This window comes from Pseudomonas sp. DTU12.1, from assembly GCF_009873475.1.
In the GTDB taxonomy this organism is placed as follows: domain Bacteria; phylum Pseudomonadota; class Gammaproteobacteria; order Pseudomonadales; family Pseudomonadaceae; genus Aquipseudomonas; species Aquipseudomonas proteolytica.
The window spans coordinates 48,228-62,908 of sequence record NZ_CP045254.1; the positions used below are offsets into that span (position 1 = coordinate 48,228).

Annotated in this window: 11 protein-coding genes; 3 read left to right on the plus strand and 8 right to left on the minus strand. The window is 61.1% G+C overall.

Going from position 1 to position 14,681, the window contains the following annotated elements; all coding sequences use genetic code 11:
- The first annotated feature begins 79 nt into the window (after nucleotides 1-79).
- The 3 genes from phoB to GDV60_RS00260 all read left to right on the plus strand — a co-directional run bounded on the left by phoB (nucleotide 80) and on the right by GDV60_RS00260 (nucleotide 3,700).
- Entirely contained in the window at nucleotides 80-769 is a 690-nt protein-coding gene (phoB, locus tag GDV60_RS00250) for a phosphate regulon transcriptional regulator PhoB (RefSeq protein ID WP_003176964.1), read from the plus strand.
- A gap of 81 nt (nucleotides 770-850) precedes the next feature.
- Nucleotides 851-2,137 carry a phosphate regulon sensor histidine kinase PhoR gene (gene phoR / locus GDV60_RS00255; protein ID WP_186352305.1) on the plus strand — a complete coding sequence of 429 codons (1,287 nt, stop codon included), beginning with the start codon at nucleotides 851-853 and terminating at the stop codon, nucleotides 2,135-2,137.
- A gap of 222 nt (nucleotides 2,138-2,359) precedes the next feature.
- Nucleotides 2,360-3,700 (plus strand): hemolysin family protein, encoded by a 1,341-nt coding sequence (locus GDV60_RS00260; protein WP_029289929.1) that lies wholly within the window; start codon nucleotides 2,360-2,362, stop codon nucleotides 3,698-3,700.
- Nucleotides 3,701-3,817: 117 nt separating this feature from the next.
- Here the strand turns inward: GDV60_RS00260 and GDV60_RS00265 are convergent, their stop codons facing one another.
- From GDV60_RS00265 to GDV60_RS00300, 8 genes are all read right to left on the minus strand, one after another.
- Nucleotides 3,818-4,498, minus strand: a complete 681-nt coding sequence (locus GDV60_RS00265) for a M23 family metallopeptidase (RefSeq protein WP_133715225.1) — start codon at nucleotides 4,496-4,498, stop codon at nucleotides 3,818-3,820.
- A 120-nt stretch (nucleotides 4,499-4,618) separates the two neighbouring features.
- Nucleotides 4,619-5,518 (minus strand): response regulator, encoded by a 900-nt coding sequence (locus GDV60_RS00270; RefSeq protein WP_070996696.1) that lies wholly within the window; start codon nucleotides 5,516-5,518, stop codon nucleotides 4,619-4,621.
- Between the two features lie 168 nt (nucleotides 5,519-5,686).
- Nucleotides 5,687-6,448 (minus strand): phosphate signaling complex protein PhoU, encoded by a 762-nt coding sequence (gene phoU, locus GDV60_RS00275; protein WP_029289933.1) that lies wholly within the window; start codon nucleotides 6,446-6,448, stop codon nucleotides 5,687-5,689.
- A gap of 70 nt (nucleotides 6,449-6,518) precedes the next feature.
- On the minus strand, nucleotides 6,519-7,352 hold the full coding sequence (gene pstB, locus GDV60_RS00280; protein WP_029289934.1) for a phosphate ABC transporter ATP-binding protein PstB: 834 nt from the start codon (nucleotides 7,350-7,352) through the stop codon (nucleotides 6,519-6,521).
- Nucleotides 7,353-7,538: 186 nt separating this feature from the next.
- The gene (pstA, locus tag GDV60_RS00285; RefSeq protein ID WP_029289935.1) at nucleotides 7,539-9,209 is read right to left on the minus strand and encodes a phosphate ABC transporter permease PstA; all 1,671 of its coding nucleotides are present in this window, start codon (nucleotides 9,207-9,209) and stop codon (nucleotides 7,539-7,541) included.
- 15 nt (nucleotides 9,210-9,224) lie between these two features.
- On the minus strand, nucleotides 9,225-11,258 hold the full coding sequence (locus tag GDV60_RS00290) for an ABC transporter permease subunit (protein ID WP_169870888.1): 2,034 nt from the start codon (nucleotides 11,256-11,258) through the stop codon (nucleotides 9,225-9,227).
- A gap of 486 nt (nucleotides 11,259-11,744) precedes the next feature.
- On the minus strand, nucleotides 11,745-12,728 hold the full coding sequence (locus GDV60_RS00295) for a phosphate ABC transporter substrate-binding protein PstS family protein (RefSeq protein ID WP_159905943.1): 984 nt from the start codon (nucleotides 12,726-12,728) through the stop codon (nucleotides 11,745-11,747).
- A gap of 283 nt (nucleotides 12,729-13,011) precedes the next feature.
- A complete protein-coding gene (locus tag GDV60_RS00300; protein WP_169851367.1) occupies nucleotides 13,012-14,292 on the minus strand; it encodes an MFS transporter in 1,281 nt (426 codons plus the stop codon).
- Between the last annotated feature and the right edge of the window lie 389 nt (nucleotides 14,293-14,681).

Sequence of the window (14,681 nt, forward strand, 5' to 3'; positions counted from 1 at the left end):
AGTAAAATACTGTCACACGACTGCAATAATTCCGTTATCTAATGCGGCGCAAGACAGTTAAATGACAAGAGGACTTAGCATGGTTGGCAGGAGCATTCTGATCGTTGACGACGAAGCGCCCATTCGCGAAATGATCGCCGTTGCGTTGGAAATGGCCGGCTATGACTGCCTGGAGGCAGAGAACTCCCAGCAGGCCCACGCCATTATCGTCGACCGCAAGCCGGACCTGATCCTGCTGGACTGGATGCTGCCCGGCACCTCCGGCATCGAATTGGCCCGGCGTCTCAAGCGCGATGAGCTGACCGGGGATATCCCGATCATCATGCTCACCGCCAAGGGCGAAGAGGACAACAAGATCCAGGGCCTGGAAGTGGGTGCCGATGACTACATCACCAAGCCATTTTCCCCACGGGAACTGGTCGCACGTCTGAAGGCCGTGCTGCGCCGCGCTGGCCCGACCGATGGCGAGGCACCGATTGAAGTCGGCGGCCTGCTACTGGACCCGATCAGCCACCGCGTGACCATCGACGGCAAGCCGGCCGAGATGGGCCCTACCGAATACCGCCTGTTGCAGTTCTTCATGACCCACCAGGAACGCGCCTACACCCGCGGCCAACTGCTGGACCAGGTGTGGGGCGGCAACGTGTATGTCGAGGAGCGCACCGTGGACGTGCATATCCGCCGCCTGCGCAAAGCCTTGGGCGATGCCTACGAGAATCTGGTACAAACCGTGCGCGGTACCGGTTATCGGTTTTCCACCAAAGGCTGAGCCAGCCCTATCCAGACTTAACAGCCGACAAGGACGCATGTTCAAGTGAATCAAAACTGGCATGGCACCCTGATCCGCCACATGCTCCTACTGGTCACCGGCTGCCTGTTGGTCGGCCTGATCAGCGGCTACTACGGCTGGAGCCTGGCCATCGGCCTGGGCCTCTACCTGGGCTGGACCCTCAAGCAATTGCTGCGCCTGCACGAGTGGCTGCGCCAGCACAAACCCGACGAAGCGCCACCCGACGGCTATGGCCTGTGGGGCGAGGTGTTCGACAGCATCTACCACCTGCAACGCCGCGACCAACGGGTACGCGGCCGCCTGCAAGCGGTGATCGACCGGGTCCAGGAGTCGACCGCCGCGCTCAAGGACGCGGTGATCATGCTCGACAGCGACGGCAACCTGGAATGGTGGAACCGCGCCGCCGAGACCCTGCTGGGCCTCAAGACACCCCAGGACAGCGGCCAGCCAGTGACCAATCTGGTGCGTCATCCGCGGTTCAAGGAATACTTCGAGCAGGACAACTACGAAGAAGCCCTGGAAATTCCGTCGCCCACCAACGACCGGGTGCGCATCCAGCTGTACCTCACGCGCTACGGCAACAACGAACACTTGATGCTGGTGCGCGACGTGACCCGCATCCATCAGCTAGAACAGATGCGCAAGGATTTCGTCGCCAACGTCTCCCACGAATTGCGCACGCCCCTGACCGTGATCTGCGGCTACCTGGAGACGCTGCTGGACAACGTCGAAGAGGTCAACCCGCGCTGGAGCCGCGCCCTGCAGCAAATGCAGCAACAAGGCTCACGCATGCAGACGCTGCTCAACGACCTGTTGCTGCTGGCTAAGCTGGAAGCCACCGACTACCCCTCGGACAACCATCCCGTGGCCGTACAGAGCCTGCTGCAGACCATCAAGAACGATGCCCAGGCCCTGTCCGGCGAACGCGGCCAGCACATCACCCTGGAAGCCGACCCGTCGGTGCTGCTCAAGGGCAGCGAGGGCGAGTTGCGCAGCGCTTTCTCCAACCTGGTGTTCAACGCCGTGAAGTACACCCAGGACAAAGGCACGATCCGCATCCGCTGGTGGGCCGACCAGCAGGGTGCACACCTGAGCGTGCAGGATTCGGGGATTGGGATCGACAGCAAGCATTTGCCACGCCTGACCGAGCGTTTCTACCGCGTCGACTCCAGCCGCAACTCCAACACCGGTGGCACCGGGCTGGGGCTGGCGATCGTCAAGCACGTGCTGTTGCGCCATCGGGCCCGCCTGGAAATCAGCAGCGTACTGGGACATGGCAGCACTTTTACCTGCCACTTTGCGCCGACCCAGGTCAGCCGCTCGCAGGCAATTGCGGCGAAGGAATAATCTGAAGCTATCCCCCTGTGGCAAGCCCGCTCGCCACCACAGGACTATCTGCTTGGTTCTATCGCATCCCAAATAAGCCCTATGCAGCATGCATTCGCGCCCCCACCCGGCAGCCGCCACTAGGCAAGCGCCCCTTCAGCCGCTACATTGCCTGACTTGTGCCCGCCCTTGAGGCACAGCCATCACCCCTTTTTGAATACACGGAACCCGCAAAACCCCATCATGGACCCTTCCCCTGGTATCACCCTCGCGACACTCTTCGCCGATTTCGGCATGATTCTTTTTGCACTGATCCTGGTACTGCTCAACGGTTTCTTCGTTGCGGCGGAATTTGCCATGGTCAAACTGCGCTCCACCCGGGTCGAGGCCATCGCCCACACCAACGGCTGGCGCGGGCAGATCCTGCGCACCGTACACAGCCAGCTCGACGCGTATCTGTCGGCCTGTCAGTTGGGTATCACCCTCGCCTCCCTGGGTTTGGGCTGGGTCGGTGAGCCGGCTTTTGCGCACATCCTGGAGCCGTTGCTGGGGGCCATGGGCGTCGAGTCGCCTGAAGTCATCAAGGGCGTGTCGTTCTTCGCCGCCTTCTTCGTGATTTCGTACCTGCACATCGTGGTCGGTGAGCTGGCGCCCAAGTCCTGGGCCATTCGCAAGCCCGAGCTGCTGTCGCTGTGGACCGCGGTGCCGCTGTACCTGTTCTACTGGGCGATGTACCCGGCCATCTACCTGCTCAACGCCAGCGCCAACGCGATCCTGCGCATCGCCGGCCAGGGCGAGCCCGGCCCCCATCACGAGCACCATTACAGCCGCGAAGAGCTCAAGCTGATCCTGCACTCCAGCCGTGGCCAGGACCCGAGCGACCAAGGCATGCGCGTGTTGGCCTCGGCCGTGGAAATGGGTGAGCTGGAAGTGGTGGACTGGGCCAACTCCCGGGAAGACCTGGTGACCCTGGACTTCAACGCGCCGCTCAAGGAAATCCTCGCGCTGTTCCGCCGCCACAAATTCAGCCGCTACCCGGTGTACGACCCCGTGCGCGGTGAGTTTGTCGGCCTGCTGCACATCAAGGACCTACTGCTGGAACTGGCGGCCCTGGATCATATTCCCGAGTCGTTCAACCTGGCCGAGCTGACCCGCCCATTGGAGCGCGTGTCGCGGCACATGCCGCTGTCGCAGTTGCTGGAGCAGTTTCGCAAAGGCGGCGCGCACTTTGCCCTGGTTGAAGAAGCCGACGGCAATATCATCGGCTACCTGACCATGGAAGACGTGCTGGAAGTGCTGGTGGGCGATATCCAGGACGAACACCGCAAGGCCGAGCGCGGCATCCTCGCCTACCAGCCGGGCAAGCTGCTGGTACGTGGTGACACACCACTGTTCAAGATCGAGCGCCTGCTGGGCATCGACCTGGACCACATCGAGGCCGAAACCCTCGCCGGCTTGATCTACGACACCCTGAACCGGGTGCCGGAAGAGGAAGAAGTGCTGGAAGTGGAAGGCCTGCGGATCATCATCAAGAAGATGAAAGGCCCGAAAATCGTCCTGGCCAAAGTACTGATGCTCGACTAGGGCACACCCCCTGTAGGAGCGAGCTTGCTCGCGAAGGACGTTAACGATAACGCTGGGATCCTGACACCCGGCAGCGCCCTCAGGTTTTTCGCGAGCAAGCTCGCTCCTACAAAAGCCTTACCGCGTGCCCGACGCAAAGTTGGGCAACGCCTGTACCGGTTGCGTGAACTCATACGGAATCGACACCCATCCCGCCCCCGTATCGCGCTGCACCACAAAATGCAGGTGTGGCCCACTGCTGTTGCCGGTATTGCCCGACAGCGCCAACGGGCTGCCCACCGCTACCCGCTGCCCTTCCCTGACACTGACCGACCCCAGCTTGAGGTGCAGATACACACTCTGGGTGCCGTCATCGTGCAACACCCGCACGAAGTTGCCCGACGGGTCACTGCCCCGCCCCGATTGGCTGTTCTCCGTTTTCACCACGACCCCGCCCCGCGCAGCGATGATCGGCGTGCCTTCGGGCATGGCGATGTCCATGGCGTAGCGGCTCTTGACGTCAGAGTGGCTGAACGTGCCGCCAGGGCCCTGGGTCAGGCGAAACGGCCCGCCGCGCCAGGGCAGCGGGTAACGCTGCAACTGCGCTGGCCGCAGGTTACGCAGCGGCTGGGGATCAAGCACCTGGCGCTTCACCGGCACCGCACGGCGCTCCTGGAACACAAACGCTTGGGCGCCAGGGGTCTTCTGGTCGCTGAAAAACACCACGCCACGGGCATCGGTGGAACGATAGAGGGTCATGGCCAGGGTCGATGAAGCGACTGCGCACAGGCCACAAAACAACAGAAAACGCACAAGCATCGGATAAACCTGCCAAGTATGACTGACCGGCAGGCTAGCAAGGGTTCATGACACTGTTGTGTGGACCGACGCCCCTGTAGAAGCCGGCTTGCCGGCATCTACAGGGATCAGGGGGTTGGTTCAGGCACCCGGCACAAAATGCTTCTGCGCTGTGCCTCGGGCGATCAGGCGGGAGATGTAGTCGAGCTTCTGCGCGTCCTGGTCGATAAAGCGGAAGGTCAGTTGCAGCCAGTCGCTGTCGGGTCGCGGTTCGTAGGCGACGATCGCGTGCAGGTAGCCGTTGAGGCGTGCGGTTTCAGCGTTCTCGCCTTGCTCCAGGTCGAGCACTGCGCTTTCCAGCACTTGGGGCAGCACGTCGCCACGGCGCACCACCAACAACGCCTCCTTGATGCTCAGGCCCTTGATCACGCATTGCTGGGTGCCACTGGACAGGCGCAACTGGCCCTGGCCACGACCGCTGGCGGCCGAGGGTGCGGCGGCGGCCTGCACGGGCGGGCTGTTGAGCAGGCCTTTGCTCGGCGCGGCCACCGGGGCTGGCTTGACCGCTTCGGGCTTGCCGCCGGTCAGGGCGCTGAGGGAGTCGTTGCCAAAAGCCGAGTTCATCTTCGTCGGTGCGCTGGCCAGCAAGGCGTCGAGGCGCCCGATCTTGTTCAGGGCCTGCTTGACCTTGTTCAGCAACTGCTCGTTGGTGAACGGCTTGCTGACGTAGCCGGAGACGCCGGCCTGGATGGCCTGGACCACGTTTTCCTTGTCGCCGCGGCTGGTGACCATGACAAACGGCATGGACTTGAGCTGCGGCTGCTCACGGCACCAGGTCAACAATTCCAGGCCCGACATTTCCGGCATTTCCCAGTCGCACAGCACCATGTCGAAGGTTTCGCGCATCAGGATGGCCTGGGCTTTTTTGCCGTTTACCGCATCTTCAATCTTGATACCGGGGAAGTAGTTACGCAGGCACTTCTTCACCAGGTCGCGAATAAACGAGGCGTCATCCACCACCAATACACTGACTTTACTCATCGACCCTTCATCCTCTCAAAACCCCGGCAAGCAAAATGCTTAACTGATGGCATTTTGCCAAAAACTCGTCAGTCACGCCGGGACTTTATGGCTGCCCGCAGCGCAAAACTCATACGCCACAAACGCAAACGCCCGACCAGAGGCCGGGCGTTTATTTCTCGGGCAATCTTACTTATCGTCAGATTCGTCCGGAACATTAGGGATTTGATCGGCTGTGCCTTCAACTTCGGCTTTCATGCGCTTGAGGCCCATGTGCCGCACGTCGGTGCCGCGTACCAGGTAGATGACCAATTCCGAGATATTGCGCGCGTGGTCGCCGATCCGTTCCAGGGAGCGCAACACCCAGATGATGCTCAACACCCGCGAGATGGAGCGCGGGTCTTCCATCATGTAGGTCGCCAGCTCACGCAGGGCTGTCTTGTATTCGCGGTCGATGATCTTGTCGTACTGGGCCACCGACAACGCCAGGTCGGCGTCGAAACGGGCAAAGGCATCCAGCGCATCGCGGACCATGTTGCGCACCTGGTCGCCGATGTGACGCACTTCGACATAGCCGCGCGGCGCTTCGCCTTCTTCGCACAACTGGATGGCGCGACGGGCGATCTTGGTGGCTTCGTCACCGATACGCTCCAGATCGATCACCGACTTGGAAATGCTGATGATCAAACGCAGGTCGGACGCCGCCGGCTGGCGACGGGCGAGGATGCGCAGGCATTCCTCGTCGATGTTGCGCTCCATCTGGTTGATCTGGTCGTCGATCTCGCGCACTTGCTGGGCAAGGCCCGAGTCGGCCTCGATCAGCGCGGTCACCGCATCATTGACTTGCTTCTCCACCAGCCCGCCCATGGCCAGGAGGTGGCTGCGCACTTCCTCAAGCTCGGCGTTGAACTGCGCGGAGATGTGGTGGGTAAGGCCTTCTTTGCTAATCATGTTGGCGTCCTTGGAGCGTCCGGTAAGGTGCGGAGAACCGCAGCGTCAGTGCAATCAGAACCACAGCTTCCTAGCCGTAGCGACCGGTGATGTAGTCTTCGGTCTGCTTCTTCGCCGGATTAGTGAACAGGGTGTCGGTGTCACCGAACTCCACCAGTTTGCCCATGTACATGAACGCGGTGTAGTCGGAAACCCGCGCCGCCTGTTGCATGTTGTGGGTCACGATGACGATGGTGAACTTGGACTTGAGCTCGTAGATCAGCTCTTCGACTTTCAGCGTCGAGATCGGGTCGAGTGCCGAGCACGGTTCGTCGAGCAGCAGCACTTCAGGTTCCACGGCGATGGTACGGGCAATCACCAGGCGCTGCTGCTGGCCGCCGGACAGGCCGAGGGCCGATTCGTGCAGGCGGTCCTTGACCTCGTCCCACAGCGCGGCGCCTTTAAGGGCCCACTCGACTGCTTCGTCGAGGATGCGCTTTTTGTTGATGCCCTGGATGCGCAGGCCGTAGACCACGTTTTCGTAGATGGTCTTGGGGAACGGGTTGGGCTTCTGGAACACCATGCCCACCCGACGACGCAGCTCGGCCACGTCTTCGCCCTTGCGGTAGATGTTGCTGCCGTAGAGGTTGATCGCGCCTTCCACACGGCAACCGTCCACGAGGTCGTTCATGCGGTTGAAGGTGCGCAGCAGCGTGGACTTGCCGCAGCCCGAGGGGCCGATAAAGGCGGTCACGCGCTGCTTGGGGATGTTCATGCTGACGTCGAACAACGCCTGCTTCTCACCGTAGTACAGGCTCAGGCCCGGGACTTCGATGGCTACGGTTTCTTCGGCCAGGCTCAGGCTTTGCTTGTCGCGACCCAGGGCTGACATGTTGATGCCGTGGGAATGGGTTTCATGTTGCATGGGATGCTCCCTGTGCTACCAATTCGTTTCGTTGAACCGCGGCTTCATAGTGGGCCTTGCGGTTTACCTCAAATCTGTTTCCAACTCGGTGCCCTGTGGGAGCGGGCTTGCTCGCGAAAGCGTCAGGTCAGAGACACCGCATTCGCGAGCAAGCCCGCTCCCACCTTGGGTCCGCGTTCAATTCAATCAGCTATCCAGCGCCTTGTATTTTTCGCGCAGGTGGTTACGAATCCATACCGCCGACAGGTTCAGCGTGGCGATCACCAGCACCAGCAGGAACGCGGTGGCGTACACCAGCGGACGTGCCGCCTCGACGTTGGGGCTCTGGAAGCCGACGTCGTAGATATGGAAGCCCAGGTGCATGATCTTCTGGTCCAGGTGCAGGTACGGGTAGTTGCCGTCCAGCGGCAGCGACGGTGCCAGCTTCACCACACCCACCAGCATCAGCGGCGCCACTTCACCGGCGGCGCGGGCCACGGCGAGGATCATGCCGGTCATCATCGCCGGGCTGGCCATGGGCAGGACGATTTTCCACAGCGTTTCCGCCTTGGTCGCGCCCAGTGCCAGGGAGCCTTCACGTACGGTACGCGGGATACGAGCCAGGCCTTCTTCGGTGGCCACGATCACCACCGGCACCGCCAGCAGCGCCAGGGTCAGCGAGGCCCACAACAGGCCCGGCGTACCGAAGGTCGGCGCCGGCAGGGCTTCGGGGAAGAACAACCGGTCCACCGAACCACCCAGCACGTAGACGAAGAAGCCCAGGCCGAACACACCGTAGACAATCGCCGGGACACCCGCCAGGTTGTTCACCGCGATGCGGATGATGCGGGTCAAGGTGTTCTGCTTGGCGTATTCACGCAGGTAGACCGCCGCCAGTACGCCGAATGGGGTCACGATCATCGCCATGATCAGGGTCATCATCACGGTGCCGAAGATCGCCGGGAAAATCCCGCCTTCGGTGTTGGCTTCACGCGGGTCATCGCTGAGGAATTCCCAGACCTTGCTGACATAGAAGCCCATCTTGGTCAGGGTGCCCATGGCGTTCGGCTGGTAGGCGTGCACCACGTGGCCGATGTTGATTTCAAGCTCTTTGCCGTTGGCATCGCGGGCCGTGAGGCTGTCGCGGTTGAACTGGGCGTGCAGGTCGGTCAGGCGTGCCTCGATGGCCTGGTAACGCGCATTCAGCTCGGCGCGGTCAGCATCCATGTCGGCCTGGGCGGCGGCGTCGAGCTTACCGCTGAGCTCCAGTTTGCGACCGTGCAGGCGGATACGCTCAAGACCTGCGTTGATCGCGCCAATATCGCTCTTCTCAAGGGTCTTGAGATCGGCGGCCAGCTTGTTCACCCGCTCAACCCGCGCCTGCAGCTCTGGCCAAGCAGCCTCGCCTTCGGCGACGACTTTGCCATCCTGCTTGACGTTGACCAGGGTGCCGTAGAAGTTGCCCCACTCACGACGCTCGATGGCCATCAACTCGACAGGCGTGGTCTGGTTGGTCAGCCACTCGCCGACGATCCACGTGAAGTCGTTGCCGTTCAAGTCACGGTTGCCGACCTTGATCAGCTCGCGGGTCATGAACTCCGGACCTTCGTCCGGCACCGGCAGGCCGGCGCTTTTCAGGCGCTCGCGCGGCACTTGTTCTTTCTGTACCACTTCGCCGATGACGATGTGGTTGGCCTGGCCCGGCACGTTGTAGTTGGCCTGGATCAGGTCGGCTGGCCAGAAGTGACCCAAGCCGCGCACGGCAATCACAGCCAGCAAACCAATGGTCATGATGACCGCGATGGCCACCGCACCACCGCTGATCCAGACGCCTGGGGCGCCGCTCTTGAACCATCCATTCAGGGAGTTCTGTTTCACAGACTTCTACCTTTCTTAAAGCGACGAGTATTTCTTGCGCAGACGCTGACGGATCAGCTCGGCGAGGGTGTTCATGATGAAAGTGAACAGCAGCAGCACCAGCGCCGAGAGGAACAGCACGCGGTAATGACTGCCGCCCACTTCCGACTCGGGCATTTCCACTGCGACGTTGGCTGCGAGCGTTCGCAGGCCTTCGAACAGGTTCATCTCCATGACCGGGGTGTTACCAGTGGCCATCAGCACGATCATGGTTTCACCCACCGCACGGCCCATGCCGATCATCAGCGCCGAGAAAATCCCTGGGCTGGCGGTCAGCAACACGACGCGGGTCATGGTCTGCCATGGCGTAGCGCCCAGGGCCAGGGAACCCAGGGTCAGGCCCCGCGGCACACTGAATACGGCGTCTTCGGCGATGGAGTAGATGTTCGGGATCACTGCAAAACCCATGGCCAGGCCGACAACCAGGGCGTTGCGCTGGTCGTAGGTGATGCCCAGGTCGTGGGAGATCCACATGCGCATGTCGCCACCGAAGAACCAGGTTTCCAGGTACGGGCTCATGTACAGCGAGAGCCAGCCCACAAACAGGATCACCGGGATCAGGATTGCGCTTTCCCAGCCATCCGGTATCCGCAGGCGGATCGACTCAGGCAACCGGCTGAAGATGAAGCCGGCCAGCAGGATGCCAATCGGCAGCAGCATCAGCAGGCTGAAAATCCCCGGCAGGTGGCCTTCGACATACGGCGCCAGGAACAGGCCGGCGAAGAAGCCGAGGATCACGGTTGGCATCGCTTCCATCAGCTCGATCACCGGCTTGACCTTGCGGCGCAGGCTCGGGGCCATGAAGTATGCGGTATAGATTGCCGCGGCAATGGCCAGTGGCGCAGCCAGCAGCATCGCGTAGAACGCGGCCTTGAGCGTACCGAAGGTCAGTGGCGCCAGGCTCATCTTGGGTTCGAAGTCGCTGTTGGCAGCGGTCGATTGCCAGACGTATTTAGGCTCGTCGTAGTTTTCGTACCAGACCTTGCTCCACAACGCGCTCCAGGACACTTCCGGGTGCGGGTTGTCGAGCTCCAGCGGCTGCAGCTTGCCGCCGGCTTCAACGATCACACGGTTGGCCCGTGGCGACATGCCAAAGATGCCCTGGCCTTCGACCACAGGGTCGACCAGCAGGGTGCGGTGCGCGGTGCTGTGGAACACACCGAACTTGCCGGAGGCATCGAGGGCGACGAAGCCTTTGCGACGCTCTTCGGCGGTGATTTCAACGATAGGCGTGGTGCCCATCTGGAAGGTGCGGATCTGCTTGAAACGTTGCTCGCCATCCGGATCGCGGGCCATGAACCACTGGGCCAGGCCACCCTTGGAGTTACCGACGATCAACGAGATACCGCCTACCAACTGGGTGCTGGCGGTGATTTCGGCGTTGCCATCTTCCAACAATTTGTAGCGACCGTTGAGGCTGTTGTCCCGCAGGCTGAACACATCGGCCAGGGCGCGGCCGTTGATCACATACAGCCATTGCTGGCGCGGATCGACGAAGATCGCTTTCACCGGCTCAGTCATTTGCGGCAGTTCGATACGCTTCTGCTCGCTGACAACTTCGCCGGTCATCATGTTTTCTTCGCGGCTCACCGACAGCACGTTCAGGTGCGAACCAGCAGAACCGGCAATGATCAGCGAGGTGTCGGTGGCATTGAGGGCCACATGCTCCAGCGGCCGACCGCCGTCATCGAGCACCATCGGCGTTTCGCCGTATGGATATTCGATCTCGGGCGAGATGGTCTTCTTGCCGTCCGGGTAGGTCACTTTATAAGAGTGGCGGAACACCAGGGACTGGCCATTGGACAGGCCGAGGATCACCAGCGGGCTGCCTGGCTGGTCTTCACCGATGGACACCACACTGGCGCCGGCTGGCAGGGCCAGGTCGACACGCTTGAGTTCAGCACCGGTCTCGACACTGAAGAACAATGCCTGGCCCTTGTCGGAAACCCGCATGGCCACCTGGTTCTGTTCTTCCAGCGAGATCAGCAACGGCTTGCCGGCATCCTGCATCCAGGCCGGAGTCAGGGCCTCGCCCTTGGTCAGGCTGGCACCCTGGAACAGCGGCGCGACCACGTAGGCCAGGAAGAAGAAAATCAGGGTGATAGCGCCGAGGACGGCGAGACCGCCGACCAGCACGTACCAACGGGTCAGGCGATCCTTGAGCGCGCGGATGCGGCGCTTGCGTTGCAGCTCAGGCGTATTGAAGTCAATGCGCTTGGGAGGAGAAGTCGTCGTCATGGTGGAATTGGCCAGATCATTCATGCGCACACCCTAGCGATCCTGTATGACAGAAAGATGACAATGCAGTGACGCAAGAAATCCGCCGCATAGCAGGGCTGGCAGCGGACCGAAAAATTAGGAGTTTCTGTAGGAGCGAGCTTGCTCGCGAAAAACGTCAAGGCACCGCGTTGACTCAGGGACGGCGCGTGATCGTTAACGCTTTTCGCGAGCAAGCTCGCTCCTACAGAAAAGGCCGGCTTTACCCGGCCCCGTAGCTTATTTGCCTTCTTTCAGGCCCAGCTCAATCAGTGTCTTTTCGACCACTTTAGCTGGCAGTGGGATGTAGCCGTCCTTGACTACAACTTCCTGGCCCTGCCTGGACAGAACCAGTTTCACGAACTCGGCTTCCAGCGGGGCCAGAGACTTGCCCGGGGCTTTGTTGATGTACACGTAGAGGAAGCGCGACAGCGGGTACTTGCCGTTCAGGGCGTTCTCTTCGGTGTCTTCGACGAACTCGCCGCCTTCTTTCTTGGCCAGGGCCACGGTTTTCACGCTGGCTGTCTTGTAGCCGATGCCCGAGTAACCGATACCGTTGAGCGAAGAGCTGATGGACTGCACGACCGAAGCCGAGCCTGGCTGTTCGTTGACGTTAGGCTTGTAGTCACCTTTGCACAGGGCTTCTTCCTTGAAGTAGCCGTAGGTGCCGGATACCGAGTTACGACCGAACAGCTGCACTGGCTTGTTGGCCAGGTCACCGGTCACACCCAGGTCGCCCCAGGTCTTGACGTCAGCCTTGGCGCCGCACAGGCGAGTCGACGAGAACACGGCATCGACTTGAGCCATGGTCAGGTGCTTGATCGGGTTGTCTTTGTGTACGAATACAGCCAGGGCGTCCACGGCCACCGGGATAGCTGTCGGCTTGTAGCCGTACTTCTGCTCGAAAGCCTGCAGTTCGTTGTCCTTCATCTTGCGGCTCATCGGACCCAGGTTAGCGGTGCCTTCGGTGAGTGCAGGCGGCGCGGTGGAAGAACCGGCGGCTTGAATCTGGATGTTGACGTTCGGGTATTCTTTTTTGTAGTTCTCGGCCCACAGAGTCATGAGGTTGGCCAGAGTATCGGAGCCGACACTGGACAGGTTGCCCGATACACCAGAGGTCTTGGTGTAGGGCTTGATCGCAGGGTCAACAGCGGCGACCGCGTTGGCAGTGGCTACGCCAGCAGCGACAAAAGTCATTGCCGCCATCAAACGCTTCAGTTTCATGCCTTACTCCTAGCAGATAGGGATAGTTGGATCGGGGCCAAGTATCGGTAGGCCGTGTGAACACTCTATGTCTGGAATATGACAATTAGATGAAAGGCCAGTATTGGCAGCGCAAGTGGACACGGGAGAGGAGCTGAGTAAATGCGGGGGCGAGGCGAGGAATTGCGGTAATTCGGAAACACTCTGTAAACGTTGACTGCCTACAACACCTTGCCGGCGATGGAGCCCTTGAGTCTTACGCTGACCAAGGGACGCCATCGCCGGCAAGCCGGCGCCTACAGGTTCAGCGCCCGCGCTTCCACAGGTACCCGCCCACGACCATCCCCATCACACAGAGGATGGCAACGTAGTAAGCCGGGCCCATCGGGCTTTCTTTCATCAGCAGCGATACCACCAGCGGCGTCAGACCACCGAACACGGCGTAGGCAACGTTGTAGGAGAACGACAGGCCGCTGAAACGCACTACCGGCGGGAAAGCCTTGACCATCACGTAGGGCACCACGCCAATGGTGCCGACAAACAAACCAGTCAAGGCATACAGCGGGAACAGCCAGTCCGGGTGATCCAGCAGGCTGTGATACAGCGTCCACGAGGTCGCGAGCAGCAACGCGCAACCGGCGACCAGCACACGGCCCGCACCAAAACGGTCAGCCAGCGCGCCGGACGCGATACAGCCAAAGCTCAAGGTGACGATCGCCAGGCTGTTGGCCTGCAACGACACCGTCGGGCTGAAGTGGTAGATGGTCTGCAGCACCGTCGGAGTCATCAGGATGACAACGACAATGCCGGCCGACAGCAGCCACGTCAGCAACATCGACAGCACGATGGCGCCACGGTGGTCGCGCAATACCGCACGCAACGGCAACTCGGCCGCCAGGGTCTTGCGCTGCTGCATCTCGGCGAAGATCGGCGTTTCGTGCAACCAACGGCGCAAGTACACCGAAAACAGGCCGAATACACCGCCCAACAGGAACGGAATCCGCCAGGCGTAATCGGAGACCTGCTCCGGGGTGTAGGCCGTATTGATCGCGGTGGCGACCAGCGAGCCCAGCAAAATCCCGCCGGTCAGGCCGCTGGTCAGGGTGCCGCAGGCGTAGCCGATATGCCGTGGCGGTACGTGCTCGGACACAAACACCCACGCCCCCGGCACTTCGCCACCAATCGCCGCACCCTGGATCACGCGCATCAGCAGCAACAGGATCGGTGCCCACAGGCCAATCTGCGCGTAGGTTGGCAGCAGGCCCATGATCAGGGTCGGTACGGCCATCATGAAGATGCTCAGGGTGAACATCTTCTTGCGCCCCAGCAGGTCGCCGAAGTGCGCCATGATGATCCCGCCCAGCGGCCGCGCCAGGTAGCCGGCGGCGAAGATGCCGAAGGTCTGCATCATGCGCAGCCATTCAGGCATGTCGGCGGGGAAGAACAGCTTCCCGACCACCGTCGCGAAAAACACGAAGATGATGAAGTCGTAGAACTCCAGCGCACCGCCCAGGGCGGACAGCGACAGGGTCTTGTAATCGTTGCGGTTCAGCGGGCGGGCGGGCGGCGCAATGCTTGAAGGCACTGTGGTCATGGCAAGGCTTCTCTTATTAGGTCAGATCAGGAATCCGCAACGGCTTGGGTTTGGCCCGGCAGGTCCGGCAAGATAGCAAATTGCCCGGAAAAGCACAGTCTAAACGCCTGCACGGCGGTTGGCGCCAACTCGCAAAGTCACCCCCTTGCGAGGCCCGCCCGTTCCCTCTTCGAATTATTGTCGGGGACCGAAAACGCCAACAAATACTGGGGCGCCGGGTTCAAAATAAACAATGGTCAAACCCCTCAAGTTGCATGACTGTTTTGGCCATTTTATTGACGCCTGCCAAACCCTGTAGATAGATGTACAAAATCAGGACCCGGTGGTCGTCGTGCAGGCTATCGACCGATATACTCCCCACCTTGCACCGGCCTATCAGT

Excerpts from the sequence above, each read along its gene's own strand:
- phoU (WP_029289933.1), bottom strand. The coding sequence starts at position 6,448 with ATGATTAGCAAAGAAGGCCTTACCCACCACATCTCCGCGCAGTTCAAC.
- phoB (WP_003176964.1), top strand. The coding sequence starts at position 80 with ATGGTTGGCAGGAGCATTCTGATCGTTGACGACGAAGCGCCCATTCGC.
- pstB (WP_029289934.1), bottom strand. The coding sequence starts at position 7,352 with ATGCAACATGAAACCCATTCCCACGGCATCAACATGTCAGCCCTGGGT.
- GDV60_RS00270 (WP_070996696.1), bottom strand. The coding sequence starts at position 5,518 with ATGAGTAAAGTCAGTGTATTGGTGGTGGATGACGCCTCGTTTATTCGC.
- GDV60_RS00295 (WP_159905943.1), bottom strand. The coding sequence starts at position 12,728 with ATGAAACTGAAGCGTTTGATGGCGGCAATGACTTTTGTCGCTGCTGGC.
- GDV60_RS00260 (WP_029289929.1), top strand. The coding sequence starts at position 2,360 with ATGGACCCTTCCCCTGGTATCACCCTCGCGACACTCTTCGCCGATTTC.
- GDV60_RS00265 (WP_133715225.1), bottom strand. The coding sequence starts at position 4,498 with ATGCTTGTGCGTTTTCTGTTGTTTTGTGGCCTGTGCGCAGTCGCTTCA.
- phoR (WP_186352305.1), top strand. The coding sequence starts at position 851 with ATGCTCCTACTGGTCACCGGCTGCCTGTTGGTCGGCCTGATCAGCGGC.
- GDV60_RS00290 (WP_169870888.1), bottom strand. The coding sequence starts at position 11,258 with ATGCAGGATGCCGGCAAGCCGTTGCTGATCTCGCTGGAAGAACAGAAC.